Origin of the sequence: Nocardia bovistercoris, from assembly GCF_015674855.1 — a bacterium.
GTDB classification, from domain to species: Bacteria; Actinomycetota; Actinomycetes; order Mycobacteriales; family Mycobacteriaceae; genus Nocardia; species Nocardia bovistercoris.
Genome location: NZ_JADMLG010000021.1, coordinates 73,502 through 86,241 on the forward strand (window position 1 = coordinate 73,502; position 12,740 = coordinate 86,241).

At 68.9% G+C, this 12,740-nt stretch carries 15 protein-coding genes; 7 read left to right on the forward strand and 8 right to left on the reverse strand.

Annotated features, from left to right (window positions below; genetic code table 11):
- The first annotated feature begins 156 nt into the window (after window positions 1-156).
- From mftA to mftC, 3 genes are read left to right on the forward strand one after another with little or no spacing between them, the layout of a single operon-like run.
- Window positions 157-258 carry a mycofactocin precursor MftA gene (gene mftA / locus IT779_RS33235; protein ID WP_196153448.1) on the forward strand — a complete coding sequence of 34 codons (102 nt, stop codon included), beginning with the start codon at window positions 157-159 and terminating at the stop codon, window positions 256-258.
- Entirely contained in the window at window positions 248-538 is a 291-nt protein-coding gene (mftB, locus tag IT779_RS33240; protein WP_332839076.1) for a mycofactocin biosynthesis chaperone MftB, read from the forward strand. Before mftA ends, mftB begins: the two co-directional genes overlap by 11 nt.
- Before the next feature lie 17 nt (window positions 539-555).
- Window positions 556-1,746, forward strand: coding sequence for a mycofactocin radical SAM maturase (gene mftC, locus IT779_RS33245; RefSeq protein WP_196153450.1), 1,191 nt, complete (start codon window positions 556-558; stop codon window positions 1,744-1,746).
- A 149-nt stretch (window positions 1,747-1,895) separates the two neighbouring features.
- Here the strand turns inward: mftC and IT779_RS33250 are convergent, their stop codons facing one another.
- The 3 genes from IT779_RS33250 to IT779_RS33260 all read right to left on the reverse strand — a co-directional run bounded on the left by IT779_RS33250 (window position 1,896) and on the right by IT779_RS33260 (window position 4,161).
- Complete coding sequence (locus IT779_RS33250) at window positions 1,896-2,873, reverse strand: homocysteine S-methyltransferase family protein (protein ID WP_196153451.1); 978 nt, start codon at window positions 2,871-2,873, stop codon at window positions 1,896-1,898.
- A gap of 227 nt (window positions 2,874-3,100) precedes the next feature.
- On the reverse strand, window positions 3,101-3,505 hold the full coding sequence (locus tag IT779_RS33255; RefSeq protein WP_196153452.1) for an ArsR/SmtB family transcription factor: 405 nt from the start codon (window positions 3,503-3,505) through the stop codon (window positions 3,101-3,103).
- A complete protein-coding gene (locus IT779_RS33260; protein ID WP_196153453.1) occupies window positions 3,505-4,161 on the reverse strand; it encodes an SRPBCC family protein in 657 nt (218 codons plus the stop codon). Before IT779_RS33260 ends, IT779_RS33255 begins: the two co-directional genes overlap by 1 nt.
- Before the next feature lie 399 nt (window positions 4,162-4,560).
- On the opposite strand from IT779_RS33260, the gene IT779_RS33265 reads away from it, so the two are divergent.
- Both IT779_RS33265 and IT779_RS33270 read left to right on the forward strand, forming a co-directional pair.
- Window positions 4,561-5,457, forward strand: coding sequence for an NAD(P)H-binding protein (locus tag IT779_RS33265; protein WP_196153454.1), 897 nt, complete (start codon window positions 4,561-4,563; stop codon window positions 5,455-5,457).
- A 5-nt stretch (window positions 5,458-5,462) separates the two neighbouring features.
- Complete coding sequence (locus IT779_RS33270; RefSeq protein ID WP_232542332.1) at window positions 5,463-6,119, forward strand: CPBP family intramembrane glutamic endopeptidase; 657 nt, start codon at window positions 5,463-5,465, stop codon at window positions 6,117-6,119.
- Window positions 6,120-6,403: 284 nt separating this feature from the next.
- On the opposite strand, the gene IT779_RS33275 is transcribed toward IT779_RS33270, so the two are convergent.
- The 4 genes from IT779_RS33275 to IT779_RS33290 form a co-directional block, all read right to left on the reverse strand.
- A complete protein-coding gene (locus tag IT779_RS33275) occupies window positions 6,404-7,150 on the reverse strand; it encodes an MBL fold metallo-hydrolase (protein WP_196153455.1) in 747 nt (248 codons plus the stop codon).
- 166 nt (window positions 7,151-7,316) lie between these two features.
- Entirely contained in the window at window positions 7,317-7,895 is a 579-nt protein-coding gene (locus tag IT779_RS33280) for a TetR/AcrR family transcriptional regulator (protein ID WP_196153456.1), read from the reverse strand.
- Window positions 7,892-9,124: a cytochrome P450 gene (locus IT779_RS33285; RefSeq protein WP_196153457.1), complete on the reverse strand. Its 1,233-nt coding sequence runs from the start codon at window positions 9,122-9,124 to the stop codon at window positions 7,892-7,894. The genes IT779_RS33280 and IT779_RS33285 overlap by 4 nt, the downstream gene beginning before the upstream one ends.
- Window positions 9,125-9,168: 44 nt before the next feature.
- Window positions 9,169-9,933, reverse strand: coding sequence for a helix-turn-helix domain-containing protein (locus IT779_RS33290; RefSeq protein ID WP_232542333.1), 765 nt, complete (start codon window positions 9,931-9,933; stop codon window positions 9,169-9,171).
- 698 nt (window positions 9,934-10,631) lie between these two features.
- Here IT779_RS33290 and IT779_RS33295 point away from each other — a divergent pair.
- Window positions 10,632-11,543, forward strand: a complete 912-nt coding sequence (locus IT779_RS33295) for a helix-turn-helix domain-containing protein (protein WP_196153459.1) — start codon at window positions 10,632-10,634, stop codon at window positions 11,541-11,543.
- Between the two features lie 78 nt (window positions 11,544-11,621).
- Here IT779_RS33295 and IT779_RS33300 read toward each other — a convergent pair whose 3' ends face one another.
- Window positions 11,622-11,843 (reverse strand): DUF397 domain-containing protein, encoded by a 222-nt coding sequence (locus IT779_RS33300; RefSeq protein ID WP_196153460.1) that lies wholly within the window; start codon window positions 11,841-11,843, stop codon window positions 11,622-11,624.
- Window positions 11,844-12,023: 180 nt separating this feature from the next.
- Here IT779_RS33300 and IT779_RS38965 point away from each other — a divergent pair, with 180 nt between their 5' ends.
- Window positions 12,024-12,722 (forward strand): AfsR/SARP family transcriptional regulator, encoded by a 699-nt coding sequence (locus IT779_RS38965; protein WP_196153461.1) that lies wholly within the window; start codon window positions 12,024-12,026, stop codon window positions 12,720-12,722.
- Window positions 12,723-12,740 lie beyond the last annotated feature (18 nt).

The following is a 12,740-nucleotide window of genomic DNA, read 5'->3' on the forward strand; positions in this document are numbered from 1 at the left end:
GGCGTCGCGCCCGCTCGGACACCACGGTGCGCCGCGCCACTTGCGAGCCACTTGGCACCGGCTTGCACTCCGGGAATCTCTCCGCACTTCCATTTTGTCATTCGATGCCATTATGCTGACAGTCACATTTTCCCCACGGCATAGCGAGGAATGGCCATGAGTGATGTGACCGCCAACAAGACTGTCGCCGACGACGATCTGGTCGAGGATGTGCTCGTCGAAGAGGTCTCGATCGACGGCATGTGCGGTGTCTACTGAGTCCGCGCCCTTCGACCCGACCCTGCCCTACACCTTGGCGGGGTCGGTGTCGCTGCGGCCGGAACCCTTCGGCGCGCTGGTGTACGACTACACGACCCGCAGGCTGTCGTTCCTGAAGACGCCGCTGCTGGTCACCGTCGTCCGCGAACTCGAACACCACCCGGACGCCATCACCGCGCTCACCGCGGCCGAAGTCCCCGCAGCCGACCACGATCGGTATCTGCGCGCCCTCACCGGATTGTGCGAATCGGGCACCATCCATCGGCGCCGCGCGTCCTGAATCGAACGGGATCAACCATGAAACTTGTCGAGCACTTCGAATACGGCCTGGACGCCCCCATCTGCCTGACCTGGGAGCTCACCTACGCCTGCAACCTCCAGTGCACCCACTGCCTGTCCGCCTCCGGCCGCCGCGACCCGCGCGAACTCAGCACGGCCGAATGCAAAGCCGTCATCGACGAGTTGCAGCGCATGCAGGTCTTCTACGTCAACATCGGCGGCGGTGAGCCCACCGTGCGCTCGGACTTCTGGGAACTGCTCGACTACGCCGTCGACCACGGCGTCGGGGTGAAATTCTCCACCAACGGCGTGCGCCTGACGCCCGACAAGGCGCGCCGCCTCGCCGCCACCGACTACGTCGACGTGCAGATCTCCATCGACGGCGCCACCGCCGAGGTCAACGACGCGGTGCGCGGCGCGGGCTCCTTCGACACCGCCATGCGCGCCATGCAGAACCTCGCCGACGCGGGCTTCAAGGGCTTCAAGATCTCGGTGGTCACCACCCGCCACAATGTCGGTCAACTCGACGAGTTCAAGGCCATCGCCGACCGCTTCGACGCCCAGCTTCGCATCACCCGCCTGCGGCCCTCGGGCCGCGGCGCCGACGTGTGGCACGACCTGCACCCCACCCTCGACCAGCAGCGCGAGATCTACGACTGGCTCATCGCCAACGGCGAGAACGTGCTCACCGGCGACTCGTTCTTCCACCTCAACGCACTCGGTTCGACCCCGCTGCCCGGCCTGAACCTGTGCGGCGCGGGACGCGTGGTGTGCCTGATCGACCCCGTCGGCGACGTCTACGCCTGCCCGTTCGCCATCCACGACGAGTTCCTCGCGGGCAATGTCCGCGACCGCGGCGGCTTCGAATCGGTGTGGCGCTCCTCGGAACTGTTCACCCGCCTGCGCGAACCGCAGACCGGCGGCGCGTGCACTTCCTGCTCCGCCTTCGATTCCTGCCGCGGCGGCTGCATGGCCGCGAAATTCTTCACCGGCCTGCCCCTGGACGGCCCCGACCCCGAATGCGTGCGCGGCAACGCGGAACTGGCCCTGGTCGGCGCGGGCGCGAACCGTCCACTGCCCGACAAGGACCACTCCCGCACCGGCGCGCGCCGCACTTCCGTTGCCCTCGGCCTGCCGACCCTGACCCCGCCCGTCGCCACGCCCGACCGCGCCTGCGACACCAGCCCCCTGGCGGGTTTCGTCCGCTGACACCGGCGCCGTCGTCCCGCATCCGGTAGGACGACGGCGTTCGCAGCGGCACCCGAGACCGTCGCCCGGCGCGCAACCGAGGCGGCCGCACCCGAGCCTCGACATGGACCCGGCCACCAACCGCACCACGTCGATCGCCCCGCCGAACTTCACACGCTGGAAGCGCTGTTCGCGGGTGACAGTTCGCGGGCCTCGGGTGCGCACGCTTCTGCCACGGCGGCGATGTGGCGGTCGTCGGTGCCGCAGCAGCCACCGAGCACAACGAGGTTCGGAAACCGCCCGCGCAACTCGGCGTACCGCGCGCCGAGTTCGGCCGGATCACCACTGTCGAGCTCGGTGGCCTCATCGAGTTCGGCGTGACTCGACCGCGAGGCATTGGCCCGCAGCAGCCCGATCCGCGCCGCCCACGGCTCGGACCGCAGCACCGGTTCGAAATGGTCGGGATGCGCGCAGTTGATGCCGTAGTGCACCGGATACCCCTCGGTCGCCGCGTCCACCTCGATGATCGCCGCCGACAGCGCCTGCCCGGACGGCAGCGTCCCGTCGGTCTCCACCGTGAACCCGACCACCACCGGCATCGACTCCGCACGCGCCGCACGCACCACCCCCACGGCTTCCTCGACATGAGTCATGGTCAGCACGGTGATCAGATCCGCACCCGCACGAGCCAGCGCCGCGATCTGCGCCCGGTGATACTCCTCGGCCGCATCGACACTCATCCGCGCACCGACGTCGTATCCGTCGCCGCGCGGCCCGACATTCCCGGAGATCACCACGTGCGTCCGCGGCGCATACTCGGCGCGAATCCCGGCGAGCAGATCCACCGCGGCGGCATTGAGAGCGACGAGCGCGTCCGCGTCGTACCCGAGGCGCGCACCCCAATCCGACGGCGCCCGCCACGTCGGGGTGTCGAGCACGATCCCGAGCCCGTGCGTATGCGCGATATCGGCGTAGTCGCGGTAGTAACCGCGCAACACATCACGCCCACCCTCGTCCTCCAACAACGGGAAGGCCGCGAAGTCGGGCAACTCGATATCTTCGTGGAATACGAGCGTGGTCTCCAACCCACCGTCGGTCAGCAGCAGCTGCCCCGCGGGCCAGGGTGCGATCGGGCGTGCGGTACTCATCGTCGGTCTCCGAGTTCGTTCGGTCGCTGTGTCTCGGATACAACGGACGCGAACCCAACCCGGTTCAACCCCTCACCGAATCCCTTTCCGACCCGCCCGCGCCCCCCCGACCCGATTCCATGAGGTCGCGGTCGGTGATCGAGGCGTCCACGAACTGGATCCTCGCCGGGATCGACCAGACGTCACCCGATGTTCCGGTGCCCGTGATCGTCACGCGGCGGTACCCGCTATCCCGACCGGCGACCGTACTCATCGTCGTCGACCCCCGCAGGCGACTGCTCCGCGCGTCGCGCTCGCTGTCCGCGCGCGATCTCGGTGGCGAGGGCGTCCAGGGGCTGGGCGAACTGTTCTATCGGATGGGACAGGCGGGCGAGCCAGGAGGCCGCGAGATCGACGCCCGCCGGATCGATGGCGTGGATCCGGCGGGTGCCTTCGGCTCTGACCTGGAGCAGGCCCGCGTCGCGTAGGACCTTCAGGTGTTGGGAGACCGCGGGCTGCGAGATCGGGGTGATCGCGCGTACGGCGTCGACCACCGCGCCCGCCGACAGTTCGCCCGAGGCCACGATCTCGAGGATGCCTCGGCGCACCGGATCGCCCAGCGCTTCGAAGATCTTCGCGGCCGAAGCGTCCATCAGGAGTCGGAGCCCTCCTCGGGCACGGTCGTGTAGAACACGATGGTCTGTTCGGCGGCGGTGTGGGCGGCGATCGGTTCGTCGCCGTCGGCGGCGGCGGCTTCGGCCCATCCGGTCGCGGCGGTGCGTACGAACGCGATGCCTTCGGGGGTGGTCGGGAATTCCAGTCCGGCCGCCGGGTCGACGGGCTCTCCGCTCGCCAGGTGCAGGCCGAGCCCCATGAGCGCGAGGTCCCAGCCGACGCCGACCGCGCCAGGACCGTACTGGGTCCAGAACTCCGGGTCGACCTGCGCTTCGTGGACCAGTTCCAGCCGGGTGCCCGCCCCGTCGACACTGAGGGTGATCTCGAGCCACGACATCTGCGGCCCCATCTCCCAGGTGACGGCGAAGCTCTCCGGCTCGTCGCACCGCTCGACCACGCCGCCCGCATTGCCTTCGAGCTGATACCGCCCGCCGACCCGCAGGTCGCCGCTGACCGGAAGGAACCAGCGCGGCAAGCGCTCGGCGTCGGTGAGCGCGTCCCACAGATCACCCCGATCGGTGGGATAGGTGCGCCGCGCGACCGCGATCCTGGTCGGCGCGCCATCGCGTGTTCCCGAGCGCACCTCCCGCGTGACCAGGCCCGCGATCGCGGTCGGATCGGTGAGCAAAGCCATGTCGAACCTCCTTATATAAGTTTGAGCTTATATTACACACGATAGCCGATCCTGCCACCTGCGACGGCACGAGCGCGGGCCGCATCGCGATGAACACGACCGACGATGCCGAAGACAGGCGAGACGACACCGAGGCCAGAACTCACGGCGACCTACCGTCAGCCATGCGTCGGCGGCCCGGCATCGCCCACAGCCTCGTGTCACCTCGCGACCTCGCGGTGCCCGCAATCGCGCTACGGCTACGTGACGGAACACCCGATTTCCCGAATGTGGGCCGATACCCGCGTACAGATGATCTACGCGGGTACCACCGAGATCACCGACCACATCGCGCGGTCCCGACTCGCGCGGCGGTCGACACCAGGACCGCGAACCGGTCCGCTCCGGAGAGGATGCGAGATGCGAGTACTCGTCGCGGGCTCCACCGGTTTCATCGGCAGGCGCCTGTGCCCGGCGTTGGAGAAGGCGGGCCACGAAGTGCACGCCATGACCCGGCACCCCGAGCGCTATAAGGGCGCGGGAACCGCCGTCGGCGCGGACGTGTCCGACCCGGCGTCGCTGCGCGCGGCGCTGGACGGCCGCGAGAGCGCCTACTACCTCGTGCATTCCCTCGCCTCCTCCGACTTCCGCCGCCGCGACGCCGACGCGGCCCGCGAATTCGGCGCGGCCGCCGCGGCGGCGGGCCTCACCCGCATCGTCTACCTCGGCGGTCTCGGCGACGACCGCGACGACCTTTCGGCGCACCTGCGCAGCCGCCGCGAAGTCGAGGGACTGCTCGGCGCGGCGGGCGTGCCGGTCACCACGTTGCGCGCCGGGATCATCGTCGGCGACGGCGGCATCTCCTGGGAGATCACCCGCCAACTGGTCGAGCACCTGCCCGCGATGGTCACTCCGCGCTGGGTGCGCACGCGTACCCAGCCGATCGCGGTGGACGATGTGATCCGCTACCTGGTCGGCATCCTCGACATCCCCGAGACGGCCGGGAAGACCTTCGAGATCGGCGGGGCCGACGTGCTCGAATACATCGATATGTTGCGCCGGGTGGCGCGCATCGAGGGGCGCAGGCTCGCGGTGGTCCCCGTGCCGATGCTCTCACCGCGACTGTCCTCGCTGTGGCTGGCGCTGGTCACCGATGTCGATTCACGCACCGGCCGGTCACTGGTCGATTCCATGGTCAACGAGGTGGTGGTGCGCGACGACGGCATCCGGGAATTCCTGCCGTTCGAGCCCATCGGCTACGACGAGGCCGTGCTGCGCGCGCTCGGCGAGCGGGTCGGGATCCGGCACGCCTCATGATCCGTATGCCGAAACGCTTGCGCGACAAGATCACCCGCCCCGAACCGACACCGATGCACGGCCACCCGTATCGGGTCGCCGGTGTGGCCGCGGTCGGCACCGGATTACTCGGCGCGTCGCTGTCCACCCCGCCCGGCAGCACCGCGTTCTACGGACTCACCGCCGCCACCGCCGCCACCTGGACCGTCGGCGGCCTCGCCGCGACACCACGCGGGCTCCCCGCACGCCGGGAGCCGATCCTCACGCCGGTTCTCACCGGATTCGCCGCTTTCGGCGTCTTCTACGGCTGTGCCCTCGTGGTGCGCCGAATCCCGTTCCTGCGCAGAGCGATCGCCGGAGTGTTCCGCTACACCGAACGCGCACCCACCCCGCCGGTGCTGCTCACCGCCCTCGCCAACGGCGCCGCCGAGGAAGTGTTCTTCCGCGGCGCCGTCTACGCGGCGGCGGGTCGCCATCCGGTCCCGGTGTCGAGCCTGATCTACGTGCTGACCACTTCGGCCACCCGCAACCCCGCGCTCATCCTGGCCGCCGTCGTCATGGGACCGCTCTTCGGCATGCAGCGCCGTCTCACCGGGGGCATCCGCGCGCCGATCCTGACCCACCTGACCTGGTCCACCCTCATGATCCACTACCTGCCGCCACTGTTCGCCACCGAGCCGTGACCACCGTCAGAGACGACCGAAATCCAGAGGCGGATAACGAATTTCAGTATCCCGATATTCGTGGCGCACACACAGCCGGCAGGGTTCACAGCGCAGCAGCGAGCGAGCGATATCCGACTCGGTGGGCCCCGACGACCAGGCCGACCATCGAATGAGCTTGTCCCACAGCCTCATCATGTCCCACCACCGCACGGAGCCCCCTCGGGATTCACCCGAGATTCTACGCCCCGCCTGTGCGGTCACAGCAGGAAACAGCAGGTGAGCGCTGCGGACACGCCGAGTTGTCAGTGCGCGGCGGCGTGTTCGCGGGCGAGTTCGACCGCGCGCCGGACGCCGCCGGTCCACACCGCACCGTGCCCAGGCACCACCACATCGGCATCGACCGACTCGAAAGCCGCCAGACCGTCGACCGCGCGCGAGGTGGAGTGGTTGAAGAAATCGGGCAGGAGCTGCGGACCGGAAGTCGGCGCGGTGGGATGCGCGGTGACCAGCGCGTCACCGGTGGCCAGGACGCCCGCGACGGGCAGATGGAATCCGCTGTGCCCGGAGGTGTGGCCGGGGGTGGCGATCGGTATCGGTGACCCCGGCAGGTCGAGCGCCCCCTCGACCGGAAACGGCTGGATGTGCGGCGCGATGTTCTCACGCAGCCCGCCCGCCCGCGCGATCCGCACCGCCCACGCCGCCGTCCTCGGCTTCCACGCACGCGAGATCACGTCGAGCGCGGTGGCCGTTTCGTGGTATTCGCCGCGCGCGTGCCCGACTTCGGCGGGGGCGGTGTAGGCGGGCGTCCCGTACCGGGTGTGCAGGTAGGCGAGCGCCCCGATGTGGTCGAGGTGGGCGTGGCTGAGCAGTACCGCGGTGATGTCCTCGGGTCGGTGCCCGAGCGCGCGCACGGACTCCTCGATGACCGCCGCGTCGCCGAGCCATCCGGCGTCGATCAGGGTCAGCGCGTCGCCGTCACGGGCCAGCACCATCGCGACCTCGGTTCCCTGGATGCGAAACACGTCATCGGCGACCTGGTCATACCGCATGGCCGGAAACTCCCATCGAGGAACAGTAGACCCGAAATCTAGCACCGCGCCCGCAGCGCCTCGATCGGCCACCCGCCGCCAGTCCGGTTGTATGGTGAACCTCCGCAACCGATTTGCGCCCGCGTGTGCAACCTCGCCATCGCCGACGGGTGTCCGGCCGCAAGAGTCAGCGCCGCGACCGCCCGAGCGCGCCGACGAGCGCGGGGGCGACGAACTGTTCGAGCATGGCGCGTTCGTCGTGCGCGTCACGACCGGGCGCGGTGAGCAGCGACAGGATGATTCGCGCCGCCCAGCGCGCCGAGCGCGAGCGTTCCGCGTCGTCGGAACCGGTGTCGGGCAGCAGGCCCGCGGCGATGGCCTCGATCACGTCGGAGCCCTGACCGATCGCGTTGGCCAGGCCCGCGTCGCCCGCGGTGAACCAGGCGATCAGCGTCGGGTCGGCGCGCACGACCCGCAGCGAGGTGAGCATGGCGACCACGATCCGTTCGGTCGGGTCCTCGATGCCCGCGATCTCCTCGGCCACCGCCGCCGCGACCCGGCGCGCCTCGCGGTGTACGAAGGCGATCCGCAGCGACTGCCGGTTCGGGAAGTAGCGGTACAGCGTGGCGCGCGAGCAGCCCGCCGCGCGCGCCACCTCACCCATGCCGGTGGCGCCGACGCCGCGTTCGACGAACAGCCCGGCCGCGGCGTCGAGGATCTGTTCGGCGGCGATGTCGGCGCGTGCGGGCCGCAGCCAGTCGGTCACGCGGACACCTGGAACGGCACGCGGTCCGGCCAGCGCACGTAGCTGCCCGGTGCGTAGCGCAGGCCGTCGAGGTCGACGGTGAAATCCGGGCAGCGCGCGAGCAATTCCTCCAGCGCGACGCGGGCGACCATGCGCGCCGCCGCCGCGCCGAGGCAGTGGTGGTTGCCGTGGCTGAAGGTGAGAATGCCCTTCGGCGCGCGGGCGACGTCGAGTTCGCCCGCGGTGGGGCCGAATTCGCGTTCGTCGTGATTCGCCGACGCGTACAGCAGCAGCACCCGGCGTCCCTCGGGTATCACCGTGCCCGCCACCTCGACGTCGCGGGCGGCGGTGCGGGCGAGGCCCTGCACCGGTGAGGTGAGCCGCAGGAATTCCTCCACCGCGTCGGGGATGAGCGCGGGATCCTCGAGCAGCGCCCGCCGCTGTTCGGGATAGCGGGTGAGCAGTTGCGCGGCGCCGCCGAGATTGCCGGTGGTCGTGTCGTTTCCGCCGGTGATCATGGTGAAGGCGAAGCCGAGGATGGAGATGATGCCGTCGTAGTCGCCGTCGGCGCCGAGTCCCGAAGCCACCAGATGCGAGATGGTGTCGTCTCCCGGTTCGGCGCGGCGCAGCTCGATCAGGCGGGTGAAGTACTGCATCAGCTCGCCGACGGCTTCGTGCGCGTGCATCGGGCTGCCGCCCGCGGAGGCGGCCATGATCAGGTCGGTCCATTCGTCGAACCGCGCCCGATCCTGTTCCGGCACACCGAGATAGTGGGCGACCACCATACTCGGCAGCGGCTTGAACAGTTCCACGGCGATATCGCCGCCGCCCGCCGCGCGCAGGCGTTCCAGCCGTTCCACCACGAAGGCCCGTACCTGCGGTTCCACCGATCGCACCTGGCGCGGCGTGAACCCTTTCATGACCTGTTTGCGGAAGCCGGTGTGATCGGGCGGATCGGTGAACACGAAGGGGCGCGGGCGCGGGAGCCCGATCTCGTCGAGGTCGGTGTAGTCGACCGTCAGTCCCTGCCCGGAGGAGAAGGTCGTGACGTCGCGGGCGGCCGCGTGCACGTCGGCGTAGCGCGACAGTACGTAGTAGTCGTCGCCCGGCGCTTCGGGCGGTATCACGCGGTGCACGGGATCGCGATCGCGCAGCGCGCGGTACATGGGCCATGGATCGTCCCAGCTGTCACCGCTGCGCAGTTCGAAACGTGGCGATTCGACATTCTCGCGAGACAACTCGACCTGCATGATTCGAAGGTAAGACAAAATACCTAATCTGTCTAGAACGAGTTCTACTCCGGTGCGGGACCGGCGCCGAAGAAGTGCACCCACCCCGGATAGCTCCCGCTGTCCACGTCGTAGATGTGGAAGTCGAGCGCGCGCACCGACCCGCCGTCCGCATCGCGGAACCGCAGGCGCGGCGGTTCGTGGAAGTAGGTGACCTCGCCGCGTCCCCACAGCACGCGGAATTCCGGGTAGCGTCCGAGCTCGGCGAGCAGTCCGGCGAAATGCTCACCGGCGCGCAACCGCCCGATCCGGCCGCGCAGACCCGCGACCGACAGCGCGGCGGCCCGGTCCCAGTCGAGCAGCGCCCGCCGGGCCCGCTCGTCGCCGAACAGCCAGTGCAGGATGTTGTCGCCCTCGCGCAGCCCGGGGAAGAGCGCGCCGACCGCGGCATTGCCCGCGAGCAGGTACCAGCGCGCGTCGAAGTATCCGGCGGCATGCGGCAGGCGCAGCGCCAAGCCGTGACGCATATCCGCCGTGGTCTCGGTGCGTAGTCGTTCGACGCTCGGCGCGTCGGCTTCGCGAATGCCCGCGAGGTCGAACAAGTGGCGACGATCCGGACACGGCAGCTCCCGGATCCCGTCCAGGCAGCGGACCAGATTTTCCACCACCGCGCGCGTCGGCCGCCCGCGCTCACCGCGTTCCAGATGTGTGAGATAGCTGACACTCATCCCGGCGCCGACCGCGAGTTTCTCGCGGGAGACGCCCCTGCCCTGTCGCAGACGTCGCAACAGTTCACCGAAGGTGGGCGGTAGCAACAGCACTTCGGCCATTCGCCCGCTCGTTGTCCCGACCATTGGCCATCCCCTCCGATTGCGCCGAGAGTCCGGCGACACCGAACCCGACAGTTATTCGATTCGAACGCGACCATTCGCACCCTAACCCGCCGCAGCGCCACAGACGGACATTTGCGAAATATTTTCACCCGCAAGGATTTCGACCACCGACACGCGCGACCACAGCACACGACCTACCGAACAGCCACTCCGACAACCCATTCTGGCTACCGTCTGGAATCGCCCATATCGACCGAGAAAATGCAGGTAAAATCTGCCAAAATCCCTTGAAGCAGCCACGCACCTCCGCCAATCTAACCGCATCAAGCTACTTTTCAGCAAACTCACTGCTCTCGACATACGCGCCCTACCCGCACATCCACCACGTCACACCGAGAATTTCTCCTCCGAGATGGTCGCACCCGCGATCCGGTAATGCTCCGAACCGCGCCCATATTCCGGAAACCGGACGTCCGCACACTCCGGTGAAACGCGTCGACCGCCCGCCGCGACAAATTCGACGAGGAATCGCCCCGACCGCCCACGTACGCCCGTCGCGTCCACCCGAACACCAGCCCGCCCGCACCGCCGCGCCCCCTCCGCGCACGCGTTCCGAATACGCCGCGACACGCAGCCAACTCGCAGCGAATCCATGCTTGACCACCGTGAATCACAATGGTTCAATTCGGCTCGCCATGGGTCAAAAGAATCGAGCCGAGAACGACGCAGCCGGCGGCGAAACCGGCTCGCACCCGGCGTCCGCCGAACACGGACCGCGCGATCGCCTCGCCGCCGAACTCCGTCGTCTCCGCGACCTCGCGGGCATCTCGGGACGCGACCTCGCCGACCGCGTCGGCATCAGCCAATCCACCCTCTCGCGCATCGAGACCGGGCGCGCGATGCCATCGCTGCCCCAGGTGTCGGCGTGGAGCCGGGCCGTCGGCGCGACCGCCGAGGCCGACCGGAACCTGCGCGGGCTCACCGAGGCCGCCCACTCCGAACTCACCACGTGGCGTTCGGCACTCGCGAGCCGCACCCACATCCAGGACGACTTCCAGGCGCACGAATCCGCCGCGACGACCGTGCTGAACTTCCAGCCCACACTGGTGCCCGGGCTGTTGCAGACGGCGGAATACGCGCGGCACATCTTCGGGATCTTCCAGGTGCCGTACACCGCCGCCGGACTCGCGGCCGCGGTCGCCGCCCGACTGGACCGCCAGCCCGCGCTCTACGACCCGAACCGGCGCTTCGAATTCCTCATCGGCGAAACCGCGCTGCGGCTGCGGCCGGGGCCGCGCCACATCCTGCTGGCCCAACTGGACCGCATCGCCTCGGTCGACACCCTCGACACCGTGTCCATCGGGATCATCCCCGCCGATATCGAGGCGAAGGCGACCATCCCGCACAGCTTCGTCATCTATGAGGGCGAGGATCCGGTGGTCTCGGTCGAGATGGTCGACGCCAATCGGCTCGTGCGCGCACCCGACGGCATCGACATGTACCGCGAGCGTTGGGCGCTGCTGCGCGGCATGGCGCTGTACGGCGCGGACGCGGCGAACTTCCTGACCTCGATCGCGAGCGAGATCCGTGCACTCGAAGACCGATGAGGTGACCGGCCGCGGCGAGACGGCCGATCGGGGGAGGTGGTGCCGCGGCAACCCCGCTGCGGCACCACCCCGGCGGCCTCACGCGCCGACATCGAATACGCCCGCGCGCATCCCGACGAGGAACGCACGCCATTCCGACGGCGAGAACCACAGGACCGGACCCGACCGGTTCTTCGAATCGCGTACCGCGACCCCGCCGCCGGTGAACGCGACCTCGACGCATTCTCCACCGCCGTCACTGAAGGTACTCTTTGCGAACTTCGGTATGAAGTCCTCCTCGCCGAATATTTTGTCGCTCATTACTTCTCCTCGATCGCGGGGACGATTACGCTCCGATATCAGGAAAGCGCTCGGACAGGGTGGCCGTCATGACATCGACAGGTGTGCAATCGAATTGGATCCGGCGGACCGCGGGACGGATTTCCCACAGTGAGGACCGAATCCATGTCGACCGGTGAACGCGCACCTATCCGAGCTGTCGTGAAATTCCGTTTGCTCGGCGTTGTCGAGGCCGAAGTACACGGGTATCCGGCCGGACTCGGCGACCCCGCGACCCGACGCCTGCTCGCGGCATTGCTGGCCGCGATGGGGCAATCGGTCTGGCGGGACGAACTCGTGGACTGGGTATGGGATAACCCGCCGCCGCGCGCCGAATCCGCGCTGCGAGAAATCGCCGAGAACTTGCGCGCGGAGCAGCTGCGTCCGATCGGCCTGGACGACGCGCTGCTCGTCACCGACGGCATGTACCGGCTCGCGGTGCCCCCGGAGTGGATCGACCTGCATCAGTTCCGCATATTGACCGAACGCGCCGCCCAACTCGACGACGCCGAGGCCCGCGAATTCCTGGCCGCCGCACTGCAGGCGGTGCGCGGGGTTCCGCTGGCCGATCTGGACGGGCGGCGGGTCGAGGAATACCGGCGCGAACTCGCCCGCGAATTGCGGACCGTGGAAATCAGATTCGCGGGCATCGAAGTGGGCCGGGGCAGATCCCAGGAGTTGCTACCACGATTGGAGCGGTTGTTCCACGAATTCCCCGACGACCCGACGCTCGCCGAGGTCTACCTCGCCGCGCTGCACGGCGCCGATCTCGCGCCCGCCACGCTGGCGGCGCGCACCAGAAGCGCCCGCCGGGCCCGCGAGAATTGGGGCGACGACTTCGGCGCCGCGTCGGCCCTGTGACGAGTACCGCCACAGGGC